13 protein-coding genes and 1 tRNA gene are annotated in these 16,531 nt (G+C 69.2%); 11 read left to right on the forward strand and 3 right to left on the reverse strand.

What is annotated here, in order from left to right; genetic code table 11:
* Window positions 1–109: 109 nt before the first annotated feature.
* The 4 genes from B9N75_RS09705 to B9N75_RS09720 all read left to right on the forward strand — a co-directional run bounded on the left by B9N75_RS09705 (window position 110) and on the right by B9N75_RS09720 (window position 5,499).
* Window positions 110–772, forward strand: a complete 663-nt coding sequence (locus B9N75_RS09705; protein WP_085218615.1) for a protein-L-isoaspartate O-methyltransferase family protein — start codon at window positions 110–112, stop codon at window positions 770–772.
* Between the two features lie 5 nt (window positions 773–777).
* Window positions 778–2,241, forward strand: a complete 1,464-nt coding sequence (locus B9N75_RS09710; protein WP_085219536.1) for a TolC family outer membrane protein — start codon at window positions 778–780, stop codon at window positions 2,239–2,241.
* Window positions 2,242–2,283: 42 nt separating this feature from the next.
* Window positions 2,284–2,691: a PopZ family protein gene (locus B9N75_RS09715; protein ID WP_244552317.1), complete on the forward strand. Its 408-nt coding sequence runs from the start codon at window positions 2,284–2,286 to the stop codon at window positions 2,689–2,691.
* 63 nt (window positions 2,692–2,754) lie between these two features.
* The gene (locus tag B9N75_RS09720) at window positions 2,755–5,499 is read left to right on the forward strand and encodes a valine--tRNA ligase (protein WP_085218617.1); all 2,745 of its coding nucleotides are present in this window, start codon (window positions 2,755–2,757) and stop codon (window positions 5,497–5,499) included.
* 237 nt (window positions 5,500–5,736) lie between these two features.
* Here the strand turns inward: B9N75_RS09720 and B9N75_RS09725 are convergent, their stop codons facing one another.
* A complete protein-coding gene (locus B9N75_RS09725; RefSeq protein WP_085218618.1) occupies window positions 5,737–6,648 on the reverse strand; it encodes a diacylglycerol/lipid kinase family protein in 912 nt (303 codons plus the stop codon).
* A 74-nt stretch (window positions 6,649–6,722) separates the two neighbouring features.
* On the opposite strand from B9N75_RS09725, the gene hemB reads away from it, so the two are divergent.
* From hemB to B9N75_RS09750, 5 genes are read left to right on the forward strand one after another with little or no spacing between them, the layout of a single operon-like run.
* Window positions 6,723–7,721, forward strand: coding sequence for a porphobilinogen synthase (gene hemB / locus B9N75_RS09730; protein WP_085218619.1), 999 nt, complete (start codon window positions 6,723–6,725; stop codon window positions 7,719–7,721).
* Window positions 7,718–9,154: a pyridoxal phosphate-dependent decarboxylase family protein gene (locus tag B9N75_RS09735; protein WP_085218620.1), complete on the forward strand. Its 1,437-nt coding sequence runs from the start codon at window positions 7,718–7,720 to the stop codon at window positions 9,152–9,154. Before hemB ends, B9N75_RS09735 begins: the two co-directional genes overlap by 4 nt.
* Window positions 9,151–11,406, forward strand: coding sequence for a fused MFS/spermidine synthase (locus B9N75_RS09740; protein ID WP_085218621.1), 2,256 nt, complete (start codon window positions 9,151–9,153; stop codon window positions 11,404–11,406). The genes B9N75_RS09735 and B9N75_RS09740 overlap by 4 nt, the downstream gene beginning before the upstream one ends.
* Window positions 11,400–11,954 (forward strand): GNAT family N-acetyltransferase, encoded by a 555-nt coding sequence (locus B9N75_RS09745; RefSeq protein WP_157123790.1) that lies wholly within the window; start codon window positions 11,400–11,402, stop codon window positions 11,952–11,954. Before B9N75_RS09740 ends, B9N75_RS09745 begins: the two co-directional genes overlap by 7 nt.
* Window positions 11,942–12,487 carry a gamma carbonic anhydrase family protein gene (locus B9N75_RS09750; protein WP_085218622.1) on the forward strand — a complete coding sequence of 182 codons (546 nt, stop codon included), beginning with the start codon at window positions 11,942–11,944 and terminating at the stop codon, window positions 12,485–12,487. The genes B9N75_RS09745 and B9N75_RS09750 overlap by 13 nt, the downstream gene beginning before the upstream one ends.
* Here B9N75_RS09750 and B9N75_RS09755 read toward each other — a convergent pair.
* Entirely contained in the window at window positions 12,474–13,031 is a 558-nt protein-coding gene (locus B9N75_RS09755; RefSeq protein WP_210189341.1) for a hypothetical protein, read from the reverse strand. The genes B9N75_RS09750 and B9N75_RS09755 overlap by 14 nt on opposite strands.
* Window positions 13,032–13,164: 133 nt before the next feature.
* On the opposite strand from B9N75_RS09755, the gene B9N75_RS09760 reads away from it, so the two are divergent.
* Window positions 13,165–13,241: transfer RNA gene (locus tag B9N75_RS09760), tRNA-Arg, on the forward strand.
* Window positions 13,242–13,313: 72 nt separating this feature from the next.
* Entirely contained in the window at window positions 13,314–15,278 is a 1,965-nt protein-coding gene (locus tag B9N75_RS09765) for a tetratricopeptide repeat-containing sulfotransferase family protein (protein ID WP_172840864.1), read from the forward strand.
* Here B9N75_RS09765 and B9N75_RS09770 read toward each other — a convergent pair.
* Complete coding sequence (locus B9N75_RS09770) at window positions 15,273–16,529, reverse strand: N-succinylarginine dihydrolase (RefSeq protein WP_085218625.1); 1,257 nt, start codon at window positions 16,527–16,529, stop codon at window positions 15,273–15,275. The two genes, B9N75_RS09765 and B9N75_RS09770, sit on opposite strands and share 6 nt — an antisense overlap.
* Window positions 16,530–16,531: the final 2 nt, after the last annotated feature.

Below are 16,531 nucleotides of genomic sequence, written 5' to 3' on the forward strand. Positions count from 1 at the left end.
CCCGCGTCCTCGAATGTCCGCTTGGCCTCGTGCCTCGCGCCCGATAAGAACCCAGACGGACGTTAGTGTATTGCATGTGTAAGACAGTTGTGCGAATAGGTCTTCCGGGATGAACCAGCAGAATTTCGACGAGATGCGCCGCGCGATGATCGCGAGCCAGCTTCGGACCACCGGGGTCAACGATCCCCAGGTGCTCGCCGCCATCGGCAGCGTCGCGCGCGAGCGCTTCGTGCCCGCCGACCGCGTCGCCACCGCTTATGCCGAGATCCCGACGCCGCTGGGCGACGGCCGCGCGATGGGCCCGCCGATGGCGCTCGGCCGCCTGCTCGCCGAGGTGCGCCCGCGCGCCGGCGAGCGTGCGCTCGTGATCGGCGCCGCCACCGGCTATGCCGCCGCGGTGATGCATGCGCTCACCGGCCATGTCGTCGCGGTCGAGGAGGATGCGGGCCTGGCTGCTCAGGCGCGCGATGCGCTGGAAGGCACCGGCGTCGAACTGGTCGAGGCGCCGCTCCGCGACGGTTACGCCGCCGGCGCGCCTTATGACGTAATCCTGATCGACGGCGCGGTGGAAAGCGTGCCGCAGGCGCTGGTCGAGCAGCTCGCGCGTGATGGCCGCATGGCCGCGGCGATCGTCGATCGCGGCGTCACCCGGCTCGCGATCGGGCGGCGCGGCGGCTCGGGCTTCGCATTGCTGCCGTTCGCCGATGTCGAGGCGGCGCTGCTTCCGGGCTTTTCGCTGCCCGCGGGCTTTCAATTCGAAGGGGTGGAATGAGGCTGATGCGGGGACGTTTGATGGCGGCCGCGGCGCTGGTGGCGCTGACGGCGGGCGGCAGTGCGCAGGCGGATACGCTGCGTGAGGCGCTGGTGCAGACCTATCGCAGCAACCCGACGCTGACCGGCCAGCGCGCGCAGGTCCGCGTCGCCGACGAAGGCGTCGCCATCGCCCGCGCCGGCGGACGGCCGCAGATTTCGGGCACCGCCGGCGTCAATCAGGATTTGACGCGCACCGGCGGCGGCAACGGACGTAACCTGAGCGCCGGCATCGATCTCAGCCTGCCGATCTTCCAGGGCGGCCGCGTCCGCAACGGCATCCGCGCCGCCGATGCGCGGGTCGATGCCAGCCGCGCCGATCTCCGCGCCACCGAGGGTGATGTCTTCACCGAGGCGGTCGCCGCCTACATGGACGTGATTCGCGATCGCTCGATCGTCACGCTCAACAGCAATCAGGTCCGCGTCCTCGAAACCAACCTCCGCGCCACGCAGGACCGGTTCGAGGTCGGCGACGTCACCCGTACCGACGTCGCCCAGTCCGAGGCGCGGCTGTCGCTGGCGCGCAGCACGCTCGCCACCGCCGAGGGCCAGCTCACCGCGAGCGAGGAGAATTATCAGCGCGTCATCGGCGCGCCTCCGGGCGAGCTTGCGCCGCCGCCGCCGTTGCCGCCGCTCCCCGGCACGCCCGAGCAGGCGGTCGAGACCGCGCTCGCCAACAATGCCGATCTCGTCTCGATCGCCGCGCAGATCCGCGCCGCGGGGCTCGACGTCTCGGTCGCCCGCGCCGATCGCCTGCCCACCGTCTCGGCGATCGGCAACGGCCGCTACACCAATTATCTCGGTAGCGCGGACGAGCAGTTTGGATCGCCCACCGGCACCATCGCGAACACGCAGACCAGCACCGGCATCGGCGTGCAGGCGTCGATCCCGCTCTATCAGGGCGGCATCGTCGGCGCCCGCGTCCGCCAGACCCAGGCCCGCCAGAGCGCGCTTCTGGAACAGGGCGTCGCGGTCGAGCGGCTTGTCATCGCCAACGCCCGCGCCGCCTTCGCCAGCTACACAGCCTCGCTCGACGCGATCAAATCGAACGAGGTCGCGGTCGCCGCCAACACGCTCGCGCTCGAAGGCACCCGCGCCGAGCAGGGCGTCGGCACCCGCAACGTGCTCGACGTGCTGAATGCCGAGCAGGAGCTTTTGAACAGCCAGGTGCTGCTCGTCACCGCGCGCCGCGACGCCTATGTCGCGGGCTTCAACCTCCTGAACGCCACCGGCCAGGCGGAGATGGACGATCTCAACCTCGACGGCGGCTATATCTACGATCCGGTCGCCAATTATGATCGGGTGAGCCGCCGCGCCGGCGACTGGTCGGACGATCCGGCCCCGGAGGCGGTCGCGACGCGCACCGTGGTCGGTCCGCCGGCCCCCGCCACGGACCCTGCACAGACCCCCGTGACACCGCCGCAGCAATAGGCAATAAACCCGCCCATGGGCGGCATTAACCAAGATCCTTCGATGGAAGACATCCTCGCGTCGATCAAGCGCGTGATCGCAGAGGACGGGCGCACGTCGCCACGTCCGCCGCGCGGCACGCCACGCATCGTAGACACGGCGCCGCCCACGGCGGACGTCGAGGAAGACGATGTGCTGGAACTCAGCGATCCTGTGGTCGAGGCGGAGGGGATCATGTCGGGCGACGCCGCGACCGCCAGCCGCGGCGCGCTCGCCGCGCTCGCCGCGATTCGCCAGCAGCCCGCCGCCGCCGCACCCGAGGCCGCCGTCCCCGCAGGTGCCGCCGCGCCGCTCGAAGCGGTGGTGCGCGAGATGCTGAAGCCCATGCTCAAGGACTGGCTCGACCAGCATCTCCCCGAGATCGTCGAGAATCTCGTCGCCCGCGAAATCGCCCGCATCACGGGAAAGTAGGCCGCTCGCCCGCGGCGATCCGCTCGCTTGTCATCGCGCCGCCGAAACAGCATAGGCGCGGCCATGACCGAGCTTGCCAAGACATTCGACCCCGCCGCGATCGAGGCGCGCTGGTATGCGCATTGGGAAGGCGAGGGGAGCTTCCGGCCCGCGCGCCCGGAGGCCGATCCCTTCACCATCGTCATCCCGCCGCCCAACGTCACCGGCAGCCTCCACATCGGCCACGCGCTCGATAATACGCTGCAGGACATATTGATCCGCCACGCGCGGCTGCAGGGCAAGGATGCGCTCTGGGTGGTCGGCATGGACCATGCCGGCATCGCGACGCAGATGGTGGTCGAGCGCAACCTCGCTGCCGAGGGCGTCGACCGCCGCGATCTCGGCCGCGATGCGTTCGTCGACAAGGTCTGGCAGTGGAAGGCGGAGAGCGGCGGCCAGATCACCCGCCAGCTCCGGCGCCTGGGCGCGAGCTGCGACTGGGCGAACGAGCGCTTCACGATGGACGAGGGCTTCAGCCGCGCCGTCCGCAAGGTCTTCGTCGATCTCTACGATCGCAAATTGCTCTATCGCGACAAGCGCTTGGTCAATTGGGATCCGCGTTTCCAGACCGCCATCTCCGATCTGGAGGTCGAGACGCGCGAGGTGCAGGGCAAGTTCTGGCACCTCAAATATCCGCTGTCGGACGGCTCGGGCTTCATCCACGTCGCGACGACGCGGCCCGAGACGATGCTCGCCGACATGGCAGTCGCGGTCCATCCGGACGACGATCGCTACAAGGGCTGGGTCGGCAAGACCATCGACCATCCGATCACCGGCCGTGCCATCCCCATCATCGCCGACGAACATGCCGATCCGGAGCTCGGCTCGGGCGCGGTGAAGATCACGCCGGGCCATGACTTCAACGATTTCGAGGTCGGCCGCCGCGCCGGCATCAAGGCGGCGGACATGCTCAACATGCTCGATGCCGAGGCGAAGGTGGTGCAGACCGCCGACGGTCTGATCCCCGCCGATCTCGTTGGCCTAGACCGCTTCGACGCGCGCGCCAAGGTGGTCGAGCGGCTGGAAGCGGACGGGCTACTGGAACGCGTCGAGGATCGCGTCATCCAGACGCCGTACGGCGATCGCTCGGGCGTGGTGATCGAGCCGTGGCTCACCGATCAATGGTATGTTGATGCCGAGACGCTGGCCAGGCGCCCGATCGACGCCGTCCGCTCGGGCGACATCCGCGTCGTTCCCAAGACGTGGGAGAAGACCTGGTTCAACTGGCTGGAAAACATCCAGCCCTGGTGCGTCTCGCGCCAGCTCTGGTGGGGTCACCAGATTCCGGCCTGGTATGACGAGAACGGCAACGTCCACGTCGCCGAGACCGAGGAGGAAGCGCAGCGCCTCGCCGGCAATGCGAAGCTGACGCGCGATCCCGACGTCCTCGACACCTGGTTCTCCTCTGCGCTCTGGCCGTTCGCGACGCTCGGCTGGCCCGAGGATACGCAGATGCTGCGCCGCCATTATCCCAATGACGTGCTCATCTCGGGCTTCGACATCATCTTCTTCTGGGATGCCCGCATGGCGATGCAGGGCTTCGAGTTTATGGGCGAAAGGCCGTGGAAGACCTTGTATCTCCACGGCCTTGTCCGCGACGCCAAGGGCGCGAAGATGTCCAAGTCGAAGGGCAATACGGTCGATCCGCTCGGCCTCATCGATCGCTATGGCGCCGATGCCCTGCGCTTCACGCTCGCGGCGATGGAAAGCCAGGGCCGCGACATCAAGCTCGATGAAAAGCGCGTCGAAGGCTATCGCAATTTCGCGACCAAGCTGTGGAATGCCGCGCGCTTCTGCCAATCCAACGGCATCGGCGCCTCCGCTACGATCGAGCCGCCCGCGGCGAGCCTCCCCGTCAACCGCTGGATCGTCGGCGAGACGGTGAAGACCGTCCAGGCGCTCGACCTTGCGATGGCGGACTTCCGCTTCGACGAGAGCGCCAACACCATCTACCACTTCACCTGGTCGACCTTCTGCGACTGGTATCTCGAGCTGATCAAGCCTGTCCTGTCTCCCCTCCCGCAAGCGGGAGGGGATCAAGGGGAGGGCCTGTCAGTCGACGGCGCGCAAACCGCGGACAGTCCCTCCCCCAACCCCTCCCGCGGGCGGGAGGGGAGCGAGGGGAGCGACGCCGCCGAGACCCGCGCGGTCGCCGCGTGGGCGCTCGATCAGATCCTCGTCATGCTCCACCCGTTCATGCCCTTCATCACCGAAGAGCTGTGGCACGCGATGGGAGCCCGCCCATACGATCTCATCCTCGCCAAATGGCCGATGCCCGACGCCCGCGCGCTCGATCCCGAGGCCGGGCCGGAGGTCGATTGGCTGATCCGCCTCGTCACCGCGATCCGCGCGGCGCGGTCGGAGCTTAACGTGCCGCCCGGCGCCAAGCTGCCGCTCCACGTCCGCGATGCGGGCGAGCGGACCGCCGGGCGCCTCCAGCGCAACGGCGCCGCGCTGCGCCGTCTCGCGCGGATCGAGGCCATCAGCGATACCCCAGCGCCCGATGGCGGCGCCGCGCAGATCGTCGTCGACGAAGCGACCTTCGTGCTGCCGCTCGAAGGCGTGATCGACGTCGCGGCGGAGAAAGCGCGGCTCGGCAAGGCGCTGGAGGCCGCCGCCAAGGAGCGCGATGCGCTCGCCGGCCGGCTCGGCAATGCCAGCTTCGTCGAGCGCGCCAAGCCCGAGGCGGTCGCCAAGGCGCGCGAGGATCATGCCGAGCGCGCCGCGGAGGCCGAGCGTCTGGAGGCGGCGCTCAAGCGGCTAGGGTGATGTCCTACACGTCGCCGCGCTGCTAGATTCGCGTCCGGATCGTCAGGTCCGGGCTCTTTGAAAGGCAGGGGAGAAATGCACGACCCTGCGAACCAAAGGAATCAAACCCGCGCAAACCCGCAGAAATGCGGGGTTCGGCGCGGCGGATAACAGGCGTTTTTCGCCCTGTTTTCCGGCAAAAGTCGGAATCTAGCGGCCGAACACCCGCACGACTCGGCAAGTTGAAGACCAATTCAACTAAGCCGGCAGCGCACCCGCCCGCGGCACCGCCACTTCGATCGCGCGCTCGGCCACCCGCGCGGTCACCGGCGTGCGCGCCAGCACCTCGCCGTCGATCGAGACCTTGAGCGGCGGGATCGTCCGCACCTCGAGCTGCCGCCCGGAGAAGCTCACCACCTTGTCGCTGCGCGAGGGCAGGCGGAAATAGCTCGCGAACCAGTTCCACACGAGCCGCATCTTGGCATGGCCGGTCACCGCCTGGATGACGATCTCGCCGCTGTCGACGCCGGCCTCCTCGATCAGCTCGACGCCGCCGTGGAAGCGGCCGTTGGCGATGCGCAGTTCGGTCGCGCGGACGCGGTGCTCGGTCTCGCCGTCGGTGACGATCACCTTAAAGCTGCGGAAGCGGATCAGGCACCAGATCGCCCAAATCAGGTAACCGACGCGGCCCAAGTAGCGCTTCAGCTTGTGCGGCACGCTGTCGCCGATCATGGGCGACAGGCCGAGCGCAGCGCAATTGGCGAAATAGTCGCCGTCGATCATGCCGAGGTCGATCCGCCGCCGCCGCCCCGTCGCGATCACCTCGATCGCCCCGTCGAGGTCGAGCGGGATGCCGAGCGTCCGCGCGAAGCTGTTGGCGGTGCCGAGCGGCAGCAAAGCGAACACCACCGGCTCCTTCACCGCCTCGTCGACGGTGCAGGACAGCGATCCGTCGCCGCCGCCGACGATGATCATCGGCACGCCGCTCTTCACCGTCTCGCGCATCGTCGGGATCAATGTCTTGGGGTCGGTGATCGCATGGGCGGCGACCAGCTCGATGCCGCGCGCCTCCAGCTTGGCGCGCGCGTCGCGGAACAGCGCCTGCCCCTTGCGGGACTGCGCGTTGACGATCAGCGCGGCCGTCTTGGGCAGCGGGCGGTTCGTTTCCATGGCGGCACAACATCCGAGATCGGCGCTTGTGCCAAGCCTTGCGAAAGATGTGCGGGCCGCTAAGCCGGGGGCGCATGACGCACGCCGCTTTTCCCGCGCTCCGCCTGCGCCGCACCCGCGCCGCCGCATGGAGCCGCGCGCTGGTTTCGGAGACGCGCGTGTCGCCCGCCGATCTCATCTGGCCGCTGTTCGTGACCGAGGGGAAGGGCGTCGAGGAGCCGATCGCCAGCCTCCCCGGCGTGTCGCGCTGGTCGGTGGACGGCATCGCCGCCCGGGTGCGCGAGGCGCGCGATCTCGGCATTCCCTGCGTCGCGCTCTTCCCCAATACGCCCAGGGATCTCAGGACCGAGGACGGCCGCGAGGCGCTCAATCCGGACAACCTCATGTGCCGCGCGATCCGCGCCGCCAAGGACGCCGCGCCCGAGGTCGGCATCCTCACCGACGTCGCGCTCGATCCCTATACCGCGCACGGCCATGACGGCATCGTCGACGGCGCGGGCTATGTGCTCAACGACGCGACGTCGAATATCCTCGTCGATCAGGCGCTGGTCCAGGCGGCGGCGGGGGCGGACATCGTCGCGCCGTCGGACATGATGGACGGCCGCGTCGGCGCGATCCGCACCGCGTTGGAGCGCGAGGGCCGCGTCAACGTCCAGATCATGGCCTATGCCGCCAAATATGCCTCCGCCTTCTACGGCCCGTTCCGCGATGCGGTCGGCTCGGGCGGCCTCTTGAAGGGCGACAAGAAGAGCTACCAGATGGACCCGGCCAATGCCGAGGAGGCGCTCCGCGAAGTCGCGCTCGATCTCGCCGAGGGCGCCGATCATGTGATGGTGAAACCGGGGCTGCCCTATCTCGACATCGTCGCCCGGGTGAAGCGGCGGTTCGAAGTGCCCGTCTTCGCCTACGCGGTGTCTGGCGAATATGCGATGATCGAGGCGGCGGCCACGGCCGGGGCAGGGGATCGCGACGCGCTGGTGCTCGAGACGCTGACCGCGTTCAAGCGCGCCGGCTGCGCGGGCGTCCTCACCTATCACGCGCCGGTCGCCGCGCGGCTGCTCGGGAACGGATGATCGAAGCGCTGCGGTCCGAACTGGTGGCACTTCGGCAGGCGGCGGCGCCGCTCGAGCCCGACGCCGATGCCCGCGCCCGGCTGATGGACCTCGCCGTCGCCCATGCGCAGGATTTCCTCGGTGATCTCGCCGACGGTCCCGCCAACCGCGGCTGGGACGATGCGCTCGCCGATCCGCTCGATTTCGCGGAAGACGGGCGCGATCCGGCGGAGCTGCTCGCCTACATCGGCCGCGCGATCGACCGTCCCGGCATCACCACCGCATCACCGCGCTTCATGGGCTATATCCCCGGCGGCGGGCTGTTCCATTCCGCGGTCGGGGACTTTCTTGCGGCGTCCGCCAACAAATATGCGGGCTTCGCCTCCGCCGCGCCCGGCGCCGTCCGGCTGGAGAATGCAACCGCCGCCTGGCTCGCCAAGGTCATCGGCTTTCCCGAGGGCGCGGCGGGCACGCTCACCTCGGGCGGCAGCATGGCCAATCTCACCGCCATCGTCACCGCCCGCGAGGCGCGCGACGAAGACGGCGGCGGCGCGGTCTATATGTCCGCGACGGCGCATCACTGCATCGACAAGGCGCTGAAGATCGCGGGCCGCGGCAAGGCACCGCGGCGGCTGATCCCGACCGATGCGCGCCACCAGATGCGCGCCGATGCGCTCGCCGAGGCGCTGGAGCGCGACCGCGCCGACGGCATCCGCCCCTGGCTGGTCATCGCCTCTGCCGGAACGGTCGATACCGGCGCGGTCGATCCGCTCGCCGACATCGCCGATCTCGCCCAGCGCCACGGCGCCTGGTTCCATGTCGACGGTGCCTATGGCGGGCTGTTCATGCTGTGCGACGAAGGGCGCGCGGCGCTCGGCGGGATCGAGCGGGCCGACACCGTCGCGCTCGATCCGCACAAGACCCTGTTCCTGCCCTACGGCACCGGCGCGGTCGTCGCGCGCGACGGGCAGATGCTGTTCGACGCGTTCAGCGCCAGCGCCGATTATATCCAGCCACTAGGCGAGAGCGGCGTCGGCCCGTCGCCCGGCGATCTCTCACCCGAACTGACCCGCCATTTTCGCGCGCTCCGCCTCTGGCTGCCGCTGCAGATCGCCGGCGTTGCCGCTTTCCGCGCGGCGCAGTCGGAGAAGATCAAGCTCGCGCGCTATTTCCATGCGCGGCTGTCCGAGATGCCAGGCTGGGAGGTGGCGAGCGCGCCCGATCTCTCGGTCGTCGCCTTCCGCGCCCGTCCGGCGTCGGGAGATGTCGATCGCTTCAACGACGATCTTCTCCGCCGCATCCAGCAGGACGGAAGGATATTCCTCAGCGGCACGCGGATCGGCGGCGCGCCGTGGCTGCGCTGCGCGATCCTCTCGTTCCGTACGCATCTCGATGCGATCGACGAAACGATAGACGTGCTGGCGCGCACCGCCGGCGAACTGGGACTGGAATGAGCGACATCGAACAGGCCTTGCCCCGCAGCGACCGCCGCGAGCGGCTCGCCAAGCCTTTGTTCGTCGCGACCATCGTTGCGGGGTCGTTCCTGCTGTTCCTGATGCAGCCGATGATCGCGCGGATGGCGCTGCCCCGGCTCGGCGGCGCGCCCGCGGTCTGGAACAGCGCGATGCTGGTCTATCAGGCGCTGCTGCTCGCGGGCTATGCTTATGCGCACTGGCTTTCGCGGCTGAAACCGCGGCGGCAGGCGGGGCTCCACCTCGCGCTGTTCGGGCTCGCCGCTCTGTGGCTGCCGATCGGGATCAGCAGCGCGCTGCCGCCCGCCGACGGCAACCCAATTCTGTGGGTGCCCTGGTTCCTGCTGAGCTCGATCGGCCCGCTCTTCTTCATCGTCTCCGCGCAGGCGCCGCTGATGCAGCGCTGGTATGCGCTGGAGAGCAGCCGCGGCGAGCCCTACGCGCTCTACGCCGCGTCCAACCTCGGGAGCTTCGCGGGGCTGTTCTCCTATCCCTTGCTCGTCGAGCCCTTCCTGACGCTCGACCAGCAGAGCCTGTTGTGGACGGCGGGATACGGCGTCCTCGTGCTGCTCGTCGTCGGCTGCGCGCTGACCACGCCGTCGCATCTCGTCGAGACAAAGCCGGAAGCGGAAACGCCCAGGCCGCGGCCGAAGGAGGTCGCTTACTGGGTCGCGCTCGCCGCGGTGCCGTCGGGGCTGATGCTCTCGACGACCACGCATCTCACCACCGACATCGTCGCGATGCCGCTGCTATGGGCGCTGCCGCTCGGCCTCTATCTGCTGAGCTTCGTCGTCGCCTTCGCCACGCGCCGCGGCGTCGCCGATTTCATCACCCAGCTTGCACCGCTGCTCATGCTGATCGCCGGCGGGCTCGCCTTCGCCTCGGGATCGCGTAGCCCGGTCTTCTCGGCGACGCTTGGGCTGAGCTTGCTCTTCGTCGTCGCGGTGACGCTCCATGCCGAGATGTACCGCCGCCGCCCCGCAGCCGATCATCTCACCGCTTTCTATCTCGCCATGTCGCTGGGCGGTGTCATCGGCGGCGCCTTCTGCGCGATCCTTGCGCCGGTGGTGTTCGATTGGGCGTATGAGCATCCGCTGCTGATCGTCGCCGCGGCCTTCCTGCTTCCGCAATGGCCGCTGATCCCACCGCTCCGCAGGCTCTGGTCCGATCCGTTCTGGCGGCGCGCGCTGACCATCGCGATCCCCGTGATCGTCCTTCCGCTCTCCGCGCTGGCCGACGGCGCAATCATCTATCCGCTGCCCGAATGGGTCGCGATCGGCGGCAGCATCCTCATCGCGATCCTCGGCGTCGTTTCGATCGGTCGCAAGCCGGTGTTTGCCATCTGCCTCGGCGCGCTGATGCTGAGCTATGGCGGGTGGCTGACGCTGCGCCTCTCTGCCGAGGACACGCGCACGCGCAGCTATTTCGGCATCTACCAGGTGATCGAGCGCCACGACGAGGCGATCCGCACGCTGATGCACGGCACGACGCTCCACGGCGTGCAAAATCTCGCGCCTGGCAAGGAGCGCAGCCCGACGAGCTATTACGGCCCCAATTCAGGCGTCGGCCGTGCGATGCTCGCGGCTCCCGCGCTGTACGGCCCCGGCGCGCGGATCGGCGTCGTCGGCCTCGGCACCGGCACGCTCGCCTGCTACGCGCAGCCCGCCGAGCGCTGGACCTTCTTCGAGATCGACCCGGCGATGGTGCGCATCGCGACCGACCCGGCGCGCTTCACCTTCCTGCGCCGCTGCGCGCCCGAGGCGCGTATCGAGCTGGGCGATGCGCGGCTGATGCTGGAGCGTGCGCCGCCCGCCTCTTATGATCTGCTCGCGGTCGACGCCTTTTCGTCCGATGCGGTGCCGATGCACTTGCTGACCCGCGAGGCGATCCGCAGCTACGGCCGCGCGCTGGCGCCCAACGGGCTGCTGCTCATCCATATTTCCAACCGCTACCTCAATCTCGAGCCGGTGCTGGCGCAGGCCGCGGACGCGGAGGGCTGGGACGCGTGGCTGATCCACAACTCGCCGACGCCTGCGGAACAGACCGATCATCTCACCACCTCGATCTGGGTGGCGCTGTCGCGCGATCCGGCGATTACCGAAACGCTCGTCGATGGTAATGACCCCAATGACCGGTTCGACTGGCGGGAACTGGAACGGCGCCCCGGCTTCACCGGCTGGAGCGACGATTTCGCATCGATCCTGCCGCTGCTGAAGGATGTGAGACCGTGGTAGAGACAGTCTTCGAGGACGATCGGATGCGGCTGCGCACATGGCGCGACGATGACGTCGATACGTTCGCCGAAATGTGCGCCTCCGCTGCGGTGATGCAATGGCTCGGCGGGCCGATCGACCGTGAGCAGACCGCAGCGGTGATCGCGCGGATCATGGCCTGCCACGTCGAACATGGCCATTGCTTCTGGGCGGTCGAGCGCAAGGCGGACGATGCGCTGCTCGGCTTCTGCGGCATCAAGCGCGTCAACGATCCCGATGCGACCAATCCGGGCGCGTTCGAGATCGGCTGGCGGCTGCGCGAGGATGTCTGGGGGCAGGGCTACGCCCGCGACGGCGCGGTCGCCTCGCTCGATCTCGCCTTCGACCGTTATGGCGCCGATCGGGTGTGTGCCTTCACGGTGATCGAGAATGAGGGATCATGGGGGCTGATGGAGCGGCTCGGCATGCGCCGCGCCGAGGCGCTCGATTTCCACAGCACCCAGCCTTGGGTAGCGGCGCACAATCCGGTGATCGCCTGGGACATCACGAGGGATCAATGGCGGAGCTGATCCCCTTCGGCGGCAGGAGCCCGCGCATCCACCCCACCGCCTTCGTGGCGCCCGGCGTCAGGCTGATCGGCGACGTCGAGATCGGCGCCGAGGCGAGCGTTTGGTACAATTGCGTGATCCGCGCGGACGTGAACAAAGTCCACATCGGCGCGCGCAGCAACATCCAGGACGGCACCGTCATCCACTGCGATCCGCCCAAGCCCGGGCATGAGGCGGGCTTTCCCACGATCATCGGCGAGGACGTGCTGATCGGCCACATGGCGATGGTGCACGGCTGCATCCTGCACGATCGCGCCTTCGTCGGGCTGGGATCGATCGTCATGGACGGCTGCGTGGTGGAGGGCGACGCGATGCTGGCGGCGGGCGCGATGCTGACGCCGGGCAAGCGCGTGGCGGCCGGCCAATTATGGGCAGGGCGCCCCGCCAAGCCGATCCGCGACCTTGCTGAGGACGATATCGCCGGGATGCGCGCCGGTGTCGCGCATTATGTCGCGCTGGCGAAGCAGCATGCGGAGGCGGTCAGCCGCCGTTGATGCGGCTGCGGATGCGGTTCAATGCCTGCTGCTGCGCGTCGGCGATCTTCTGCGCCTCGGCCTCGGCACTGCGCAGCCGCTCGGCATCGCCCTCGCTAGTCGCGACGCGGCTGCGCTCCAGCGCCAGCGCGTCGAGCGACGCGATCGCATCCACGGTCGGCGCACGCGCGGCCTCGAGCCGCGACAGCGCCTGCTGCGCGACGATCCACGATTCGCTCTCCGGCGCACCGGCGCGGTCCGCGGCAGCCTGCGCGGCGCCCACTTCCACGTCGAAATCGGCGCCGCCCTTGCGCGCGGCGTCCAGCAGCGCGCTGATCCGCGCGGCGAGCGCGGGATCGTCGGCGATCGGGGCGGGCGCCGGCTCACTCGCCGGCGGCGACACGCAGGCGCCAGGCGATTCTGCGCAGTCGCCCGTAGGCGCAGGCAGGTCGCCCAGCCGATATTCGATCGGCCGCGGCCCGAGCGAAGGGAAGCCCTCCTGCGAGGTGCAGCCGGCAAGGAGGATCGGCGCGGCGAGGAGGATCGGGCGAAGCGGCATCGCCACTCTCCTAGAGCCTTTCGGCGGCGCGGCAAATCGATCTCGACGCGCCGTCGCCGGTGAACGCTGCGGAATGCTTCGAAACCGCCGTTGCGGGGTTGCCACCCCCCAATCTTCCCCCTATGTCCCGCCCCGCAGCGCGCCCGTAGCTCAGCTGGATAGAGCACCAGACTACGAATCTGGGGGCCGGAGGTTCGAATCCTTCCGGGCGCGCCAGCATCCTCTTCCATCGTTGCACCGATCGCCGCTTTGCGGGCATGACGCCGCGCGATGACGAATGGGCAGCATATGGCGCGCGCCGCTGATGCGGTGCGGCGGGGAGACCTTGCGGGTGCGCGTGCGGCTGCGGAGGCCGCGGTCGCGGCGCAGCCGGGCGATCCGGCAGCGCGCGAGATGCTGGGCGACGTTCTCTGCAGGACCGGTCGCGCGGGCGAGGGCGCGGTGCATCTTCGCGCCGCGCTCGAGGCGGCGCCCGGCCGGGAAGATCTCCGAATGAAGCTGGCTTCGGCCCTCCTGATGGTCGGCGATCTGGCGGGCGCGGAGGGCGTCTGCGCTGCGAGCGCGGCGCCTGGTTCGGCGGACCTGCTGCGCATGCACGGCTATGCGCTGCACGGGCTGGGACGCGCACAGGAAGCGGCGGAGGTTTACCGCCGCCTCGTGACGTTGGTGCCGCAGGATGCCGAAGGCTGGAACAATCTCGGCAATGCCCTCCGCGATGCCGGTGATGCCGCCGGTGCAGTTGCTGCGTTGCAGAAGGCGCGAGGGCTGCGGCCCGATATGCCGCCGATCACCTTCAACCTCGGCATCGCGCTGGCCGCGGCGGGCGATCTGGAGCCGGCGCGCGAGACGCTGCACGCCGCCGCGACTGCGATGCCGGGCGATGCGGGGCCGCTGCTCGAACTCAGCCGCGTGCTCAACCGCCTCGATCGCAGCCGCGAGGCGATGAACGCGCTCGACCGGGCGCTCGCCATAGATCCGCGCCGCGCCGAATTGCATGTGCAGACGGGTGTCACCGCCGCGCTGCTCGGCGATCGAGTGCGGGCGGGAGAGGCGTTCCGCGCTGCGCTCGCGCTTGAGCCCGGCGATGCGGATGCCGTCGCCCGCTATGGCAATTTCCTGGAGAGCGAGAACCGCCTCTCCGATCTCGCAGCCTTGCTCGACAATGCGGCGGCGAATGGCATTCCGGACGCGCCGTTGATGTTGCTGAGAGCGCAATTGTTGCGTCGCGAGGGGAAGCTCGAGGAGGCGCTCGCGCTGGCCGAAGCCGCGCCGGACGAGGAGGATCCGGTGCGCAAGGCGCAGGTGATCGGCGAGATCGCCGACCGGATGGGTGACAGCGCGCGCGCCTTCGCCTCCTTCGGCGCAATGAACGACCGGCTGGCGGCCGAGCCTTCCGATCCGCGCGCGGGCGCACGCATCTACCGCGACGAAGTGGCTGCGGTTGCGGCGTTGACCACGAGCGACTGGTATGCCGGCTGGACGCCGCCCGCGCCGCCGAGCGTCCGTCCCGCGCCGGTGTTTCTCGTCGGCTTCCCGCGCTCCGGAACGACGTTGCTCGACACCGTGCTGATGGGGCATCCGCATTTGCATGTGCTCGAGGAGCAGCCGGTGCTCCATCCGGTGACCGCGGCGCTGGGTGGCGACGAGAAGCTGGCTACTCTGCCGGCCGGCGAGATCGCGCATCTGCGATCGCTCTATTTCGCGGAAGTAGACCGGATCGCGCCGGAGGCGGCGGGCATGCTGCTGATCGACAAGATGCCGCTCAACATCCGCCAGGCGCCGCTGTTGCACCGCTTGTTCCCGGAGGCGCGCTGGCTGTTCGCCGAGCGGCACCCCTGCGACGTCGTGCTGAGCTGCTATATGACCAATTTCCGCCTCAACTATGCGATGGCGAACTTCCTCGATCTCGGCGATGCGGCGGCGCTCTACGATGCGGTTCTCGGCTATTGGGAGCAGGCGAAGGCGGTGTTCGCGCTAGACCAGCGGCCGGTGCGCTATGAGGCGCTGGTAGCGGACATGGAGGCCGAAGTGCGGCCGCTGTTCGATTTCCTCGGGCTCGGCTGGGACGATGCGGTGCTCGATCATCAGCGCACGGCCGAGGGGCGCGGCTATATCCGCTCGGCAAGCTACGCGCAGGTTACTGAACCGATCTACCGCCGCGCGGCCGGGCGGTGGGAGCGCTATCGCGACCAGCTCGCGCCGGTCCTGCCGCTGCTGGAGCCGTGGGCCCGGCGGATGGGCTATCCGCTATAGCAGCTCGCGCAGGTCCATCGCGTCGAGCAGGGCGGTGCGGGCGGATTCGATGCGGGCGACGAGGGCGGGATCGGCGAGATCGCCGGGGGCGATCGTCTCGGGCCAATGGTCTTCGATGGCCGATGCGATGCGATCGAGCTTCGCCTCGTCCATCAGGACGCGCGGATCGACCGTCGCGGGATCGGCGACGACGCGGAGGCGGAGGCACGCCGGGCCGCCACCATTGGCCATCGACTGGCGGACATCGACTACGAACAGCTTGCGGATCGGCCCGTTTCCCGCCGCCATCTCCTGCAGCCAGGTCCACACCGCCTGGGTTCCGCGCGCCTCCTCGGGCAGCACCAGTCCCATGCCGCCTTCGGGCAAGGTCACGAGCTGCGCGTTGAAGAGATAGGAGGCGACCGCATCGGCGAGGCTGACGCGCGCGGCAGGCACTTCGACGATCTCGACCTCGGGCAGCATCCGGCGGAGATCGGCGTAGAGCGCCTGCTTGTCGGCAAAGGCCTGTTCGTGCGCGAAGAGCACATTCTCGTTGGCGACCGCGACGACGTCGTTGTGGAAGGCGCCAGCGGCGATCGCTTCCTCGGCCTGCGCGGCGAAGATCGTCCGGCGCTCGTCCAGCCCGTGCAGCCGCGCGATCGCCCGGCTCGCCTCGACATGCTGGCGGGCGGGAAAGGGCCCGCCCGAGACGCCATAGACGAAGACCTCGACGCCCGCCGCGTCATGCGCGCGGCAGAGCCGCATGTGGTTGGCGGCGCCCTCGTCGCCGTAAGCCGGGGGGACGGGATCGTGGATGCGGAAGTGCCGCTCGTCCGAGAAAGCGAGGCGGAGCTGGCGCAGCGTGTCAGGCCATTCGTGGCTGCGGTGCGCCATCGTCTTCAGATTGGCGACGGTGAGGTGGCAGCGGCCGTCGGCCGTGTCCGGCGCCGGCGAGACGGTGGCGGCATTCGCGGCCCACATCGCCGAGGCGGAGAAGGCGGCGTAGCGGAGCGATTCGGGCACCGCGTCCTTGCTGCCCACGCCCAGCTCGGCGAGCCACGGCCGGTCGGGGCGCGGCAACGGCGCGAAGGCGCCCTGCGGCAGGCCGATACGGAGGTTGTGGCGCATCTTGGCGATGCCCTGCAGCGCCGCCTCGCGCGGTCGCGATGTCTGGCCGGCATGGCTGGCGGATGCGATATTGCCGAGGCTGAGCCCGGCATAATTGTGGCTCGGCCCGATGATGCCGTCGAAATTGATTTCGGTAAGCGTCACGC

Origin of the sequence: Allosphingosinicella indica (assembly GCF_900177405.1) — a bacterium.
GTDB classification, from domain to species: Bacteria; Pseudomonadota; Alphaproteobacteria; order Sphingomonadales; family Sphingomonadaceae; genus Allosphingosinicella; species Allosphingosinicella indica.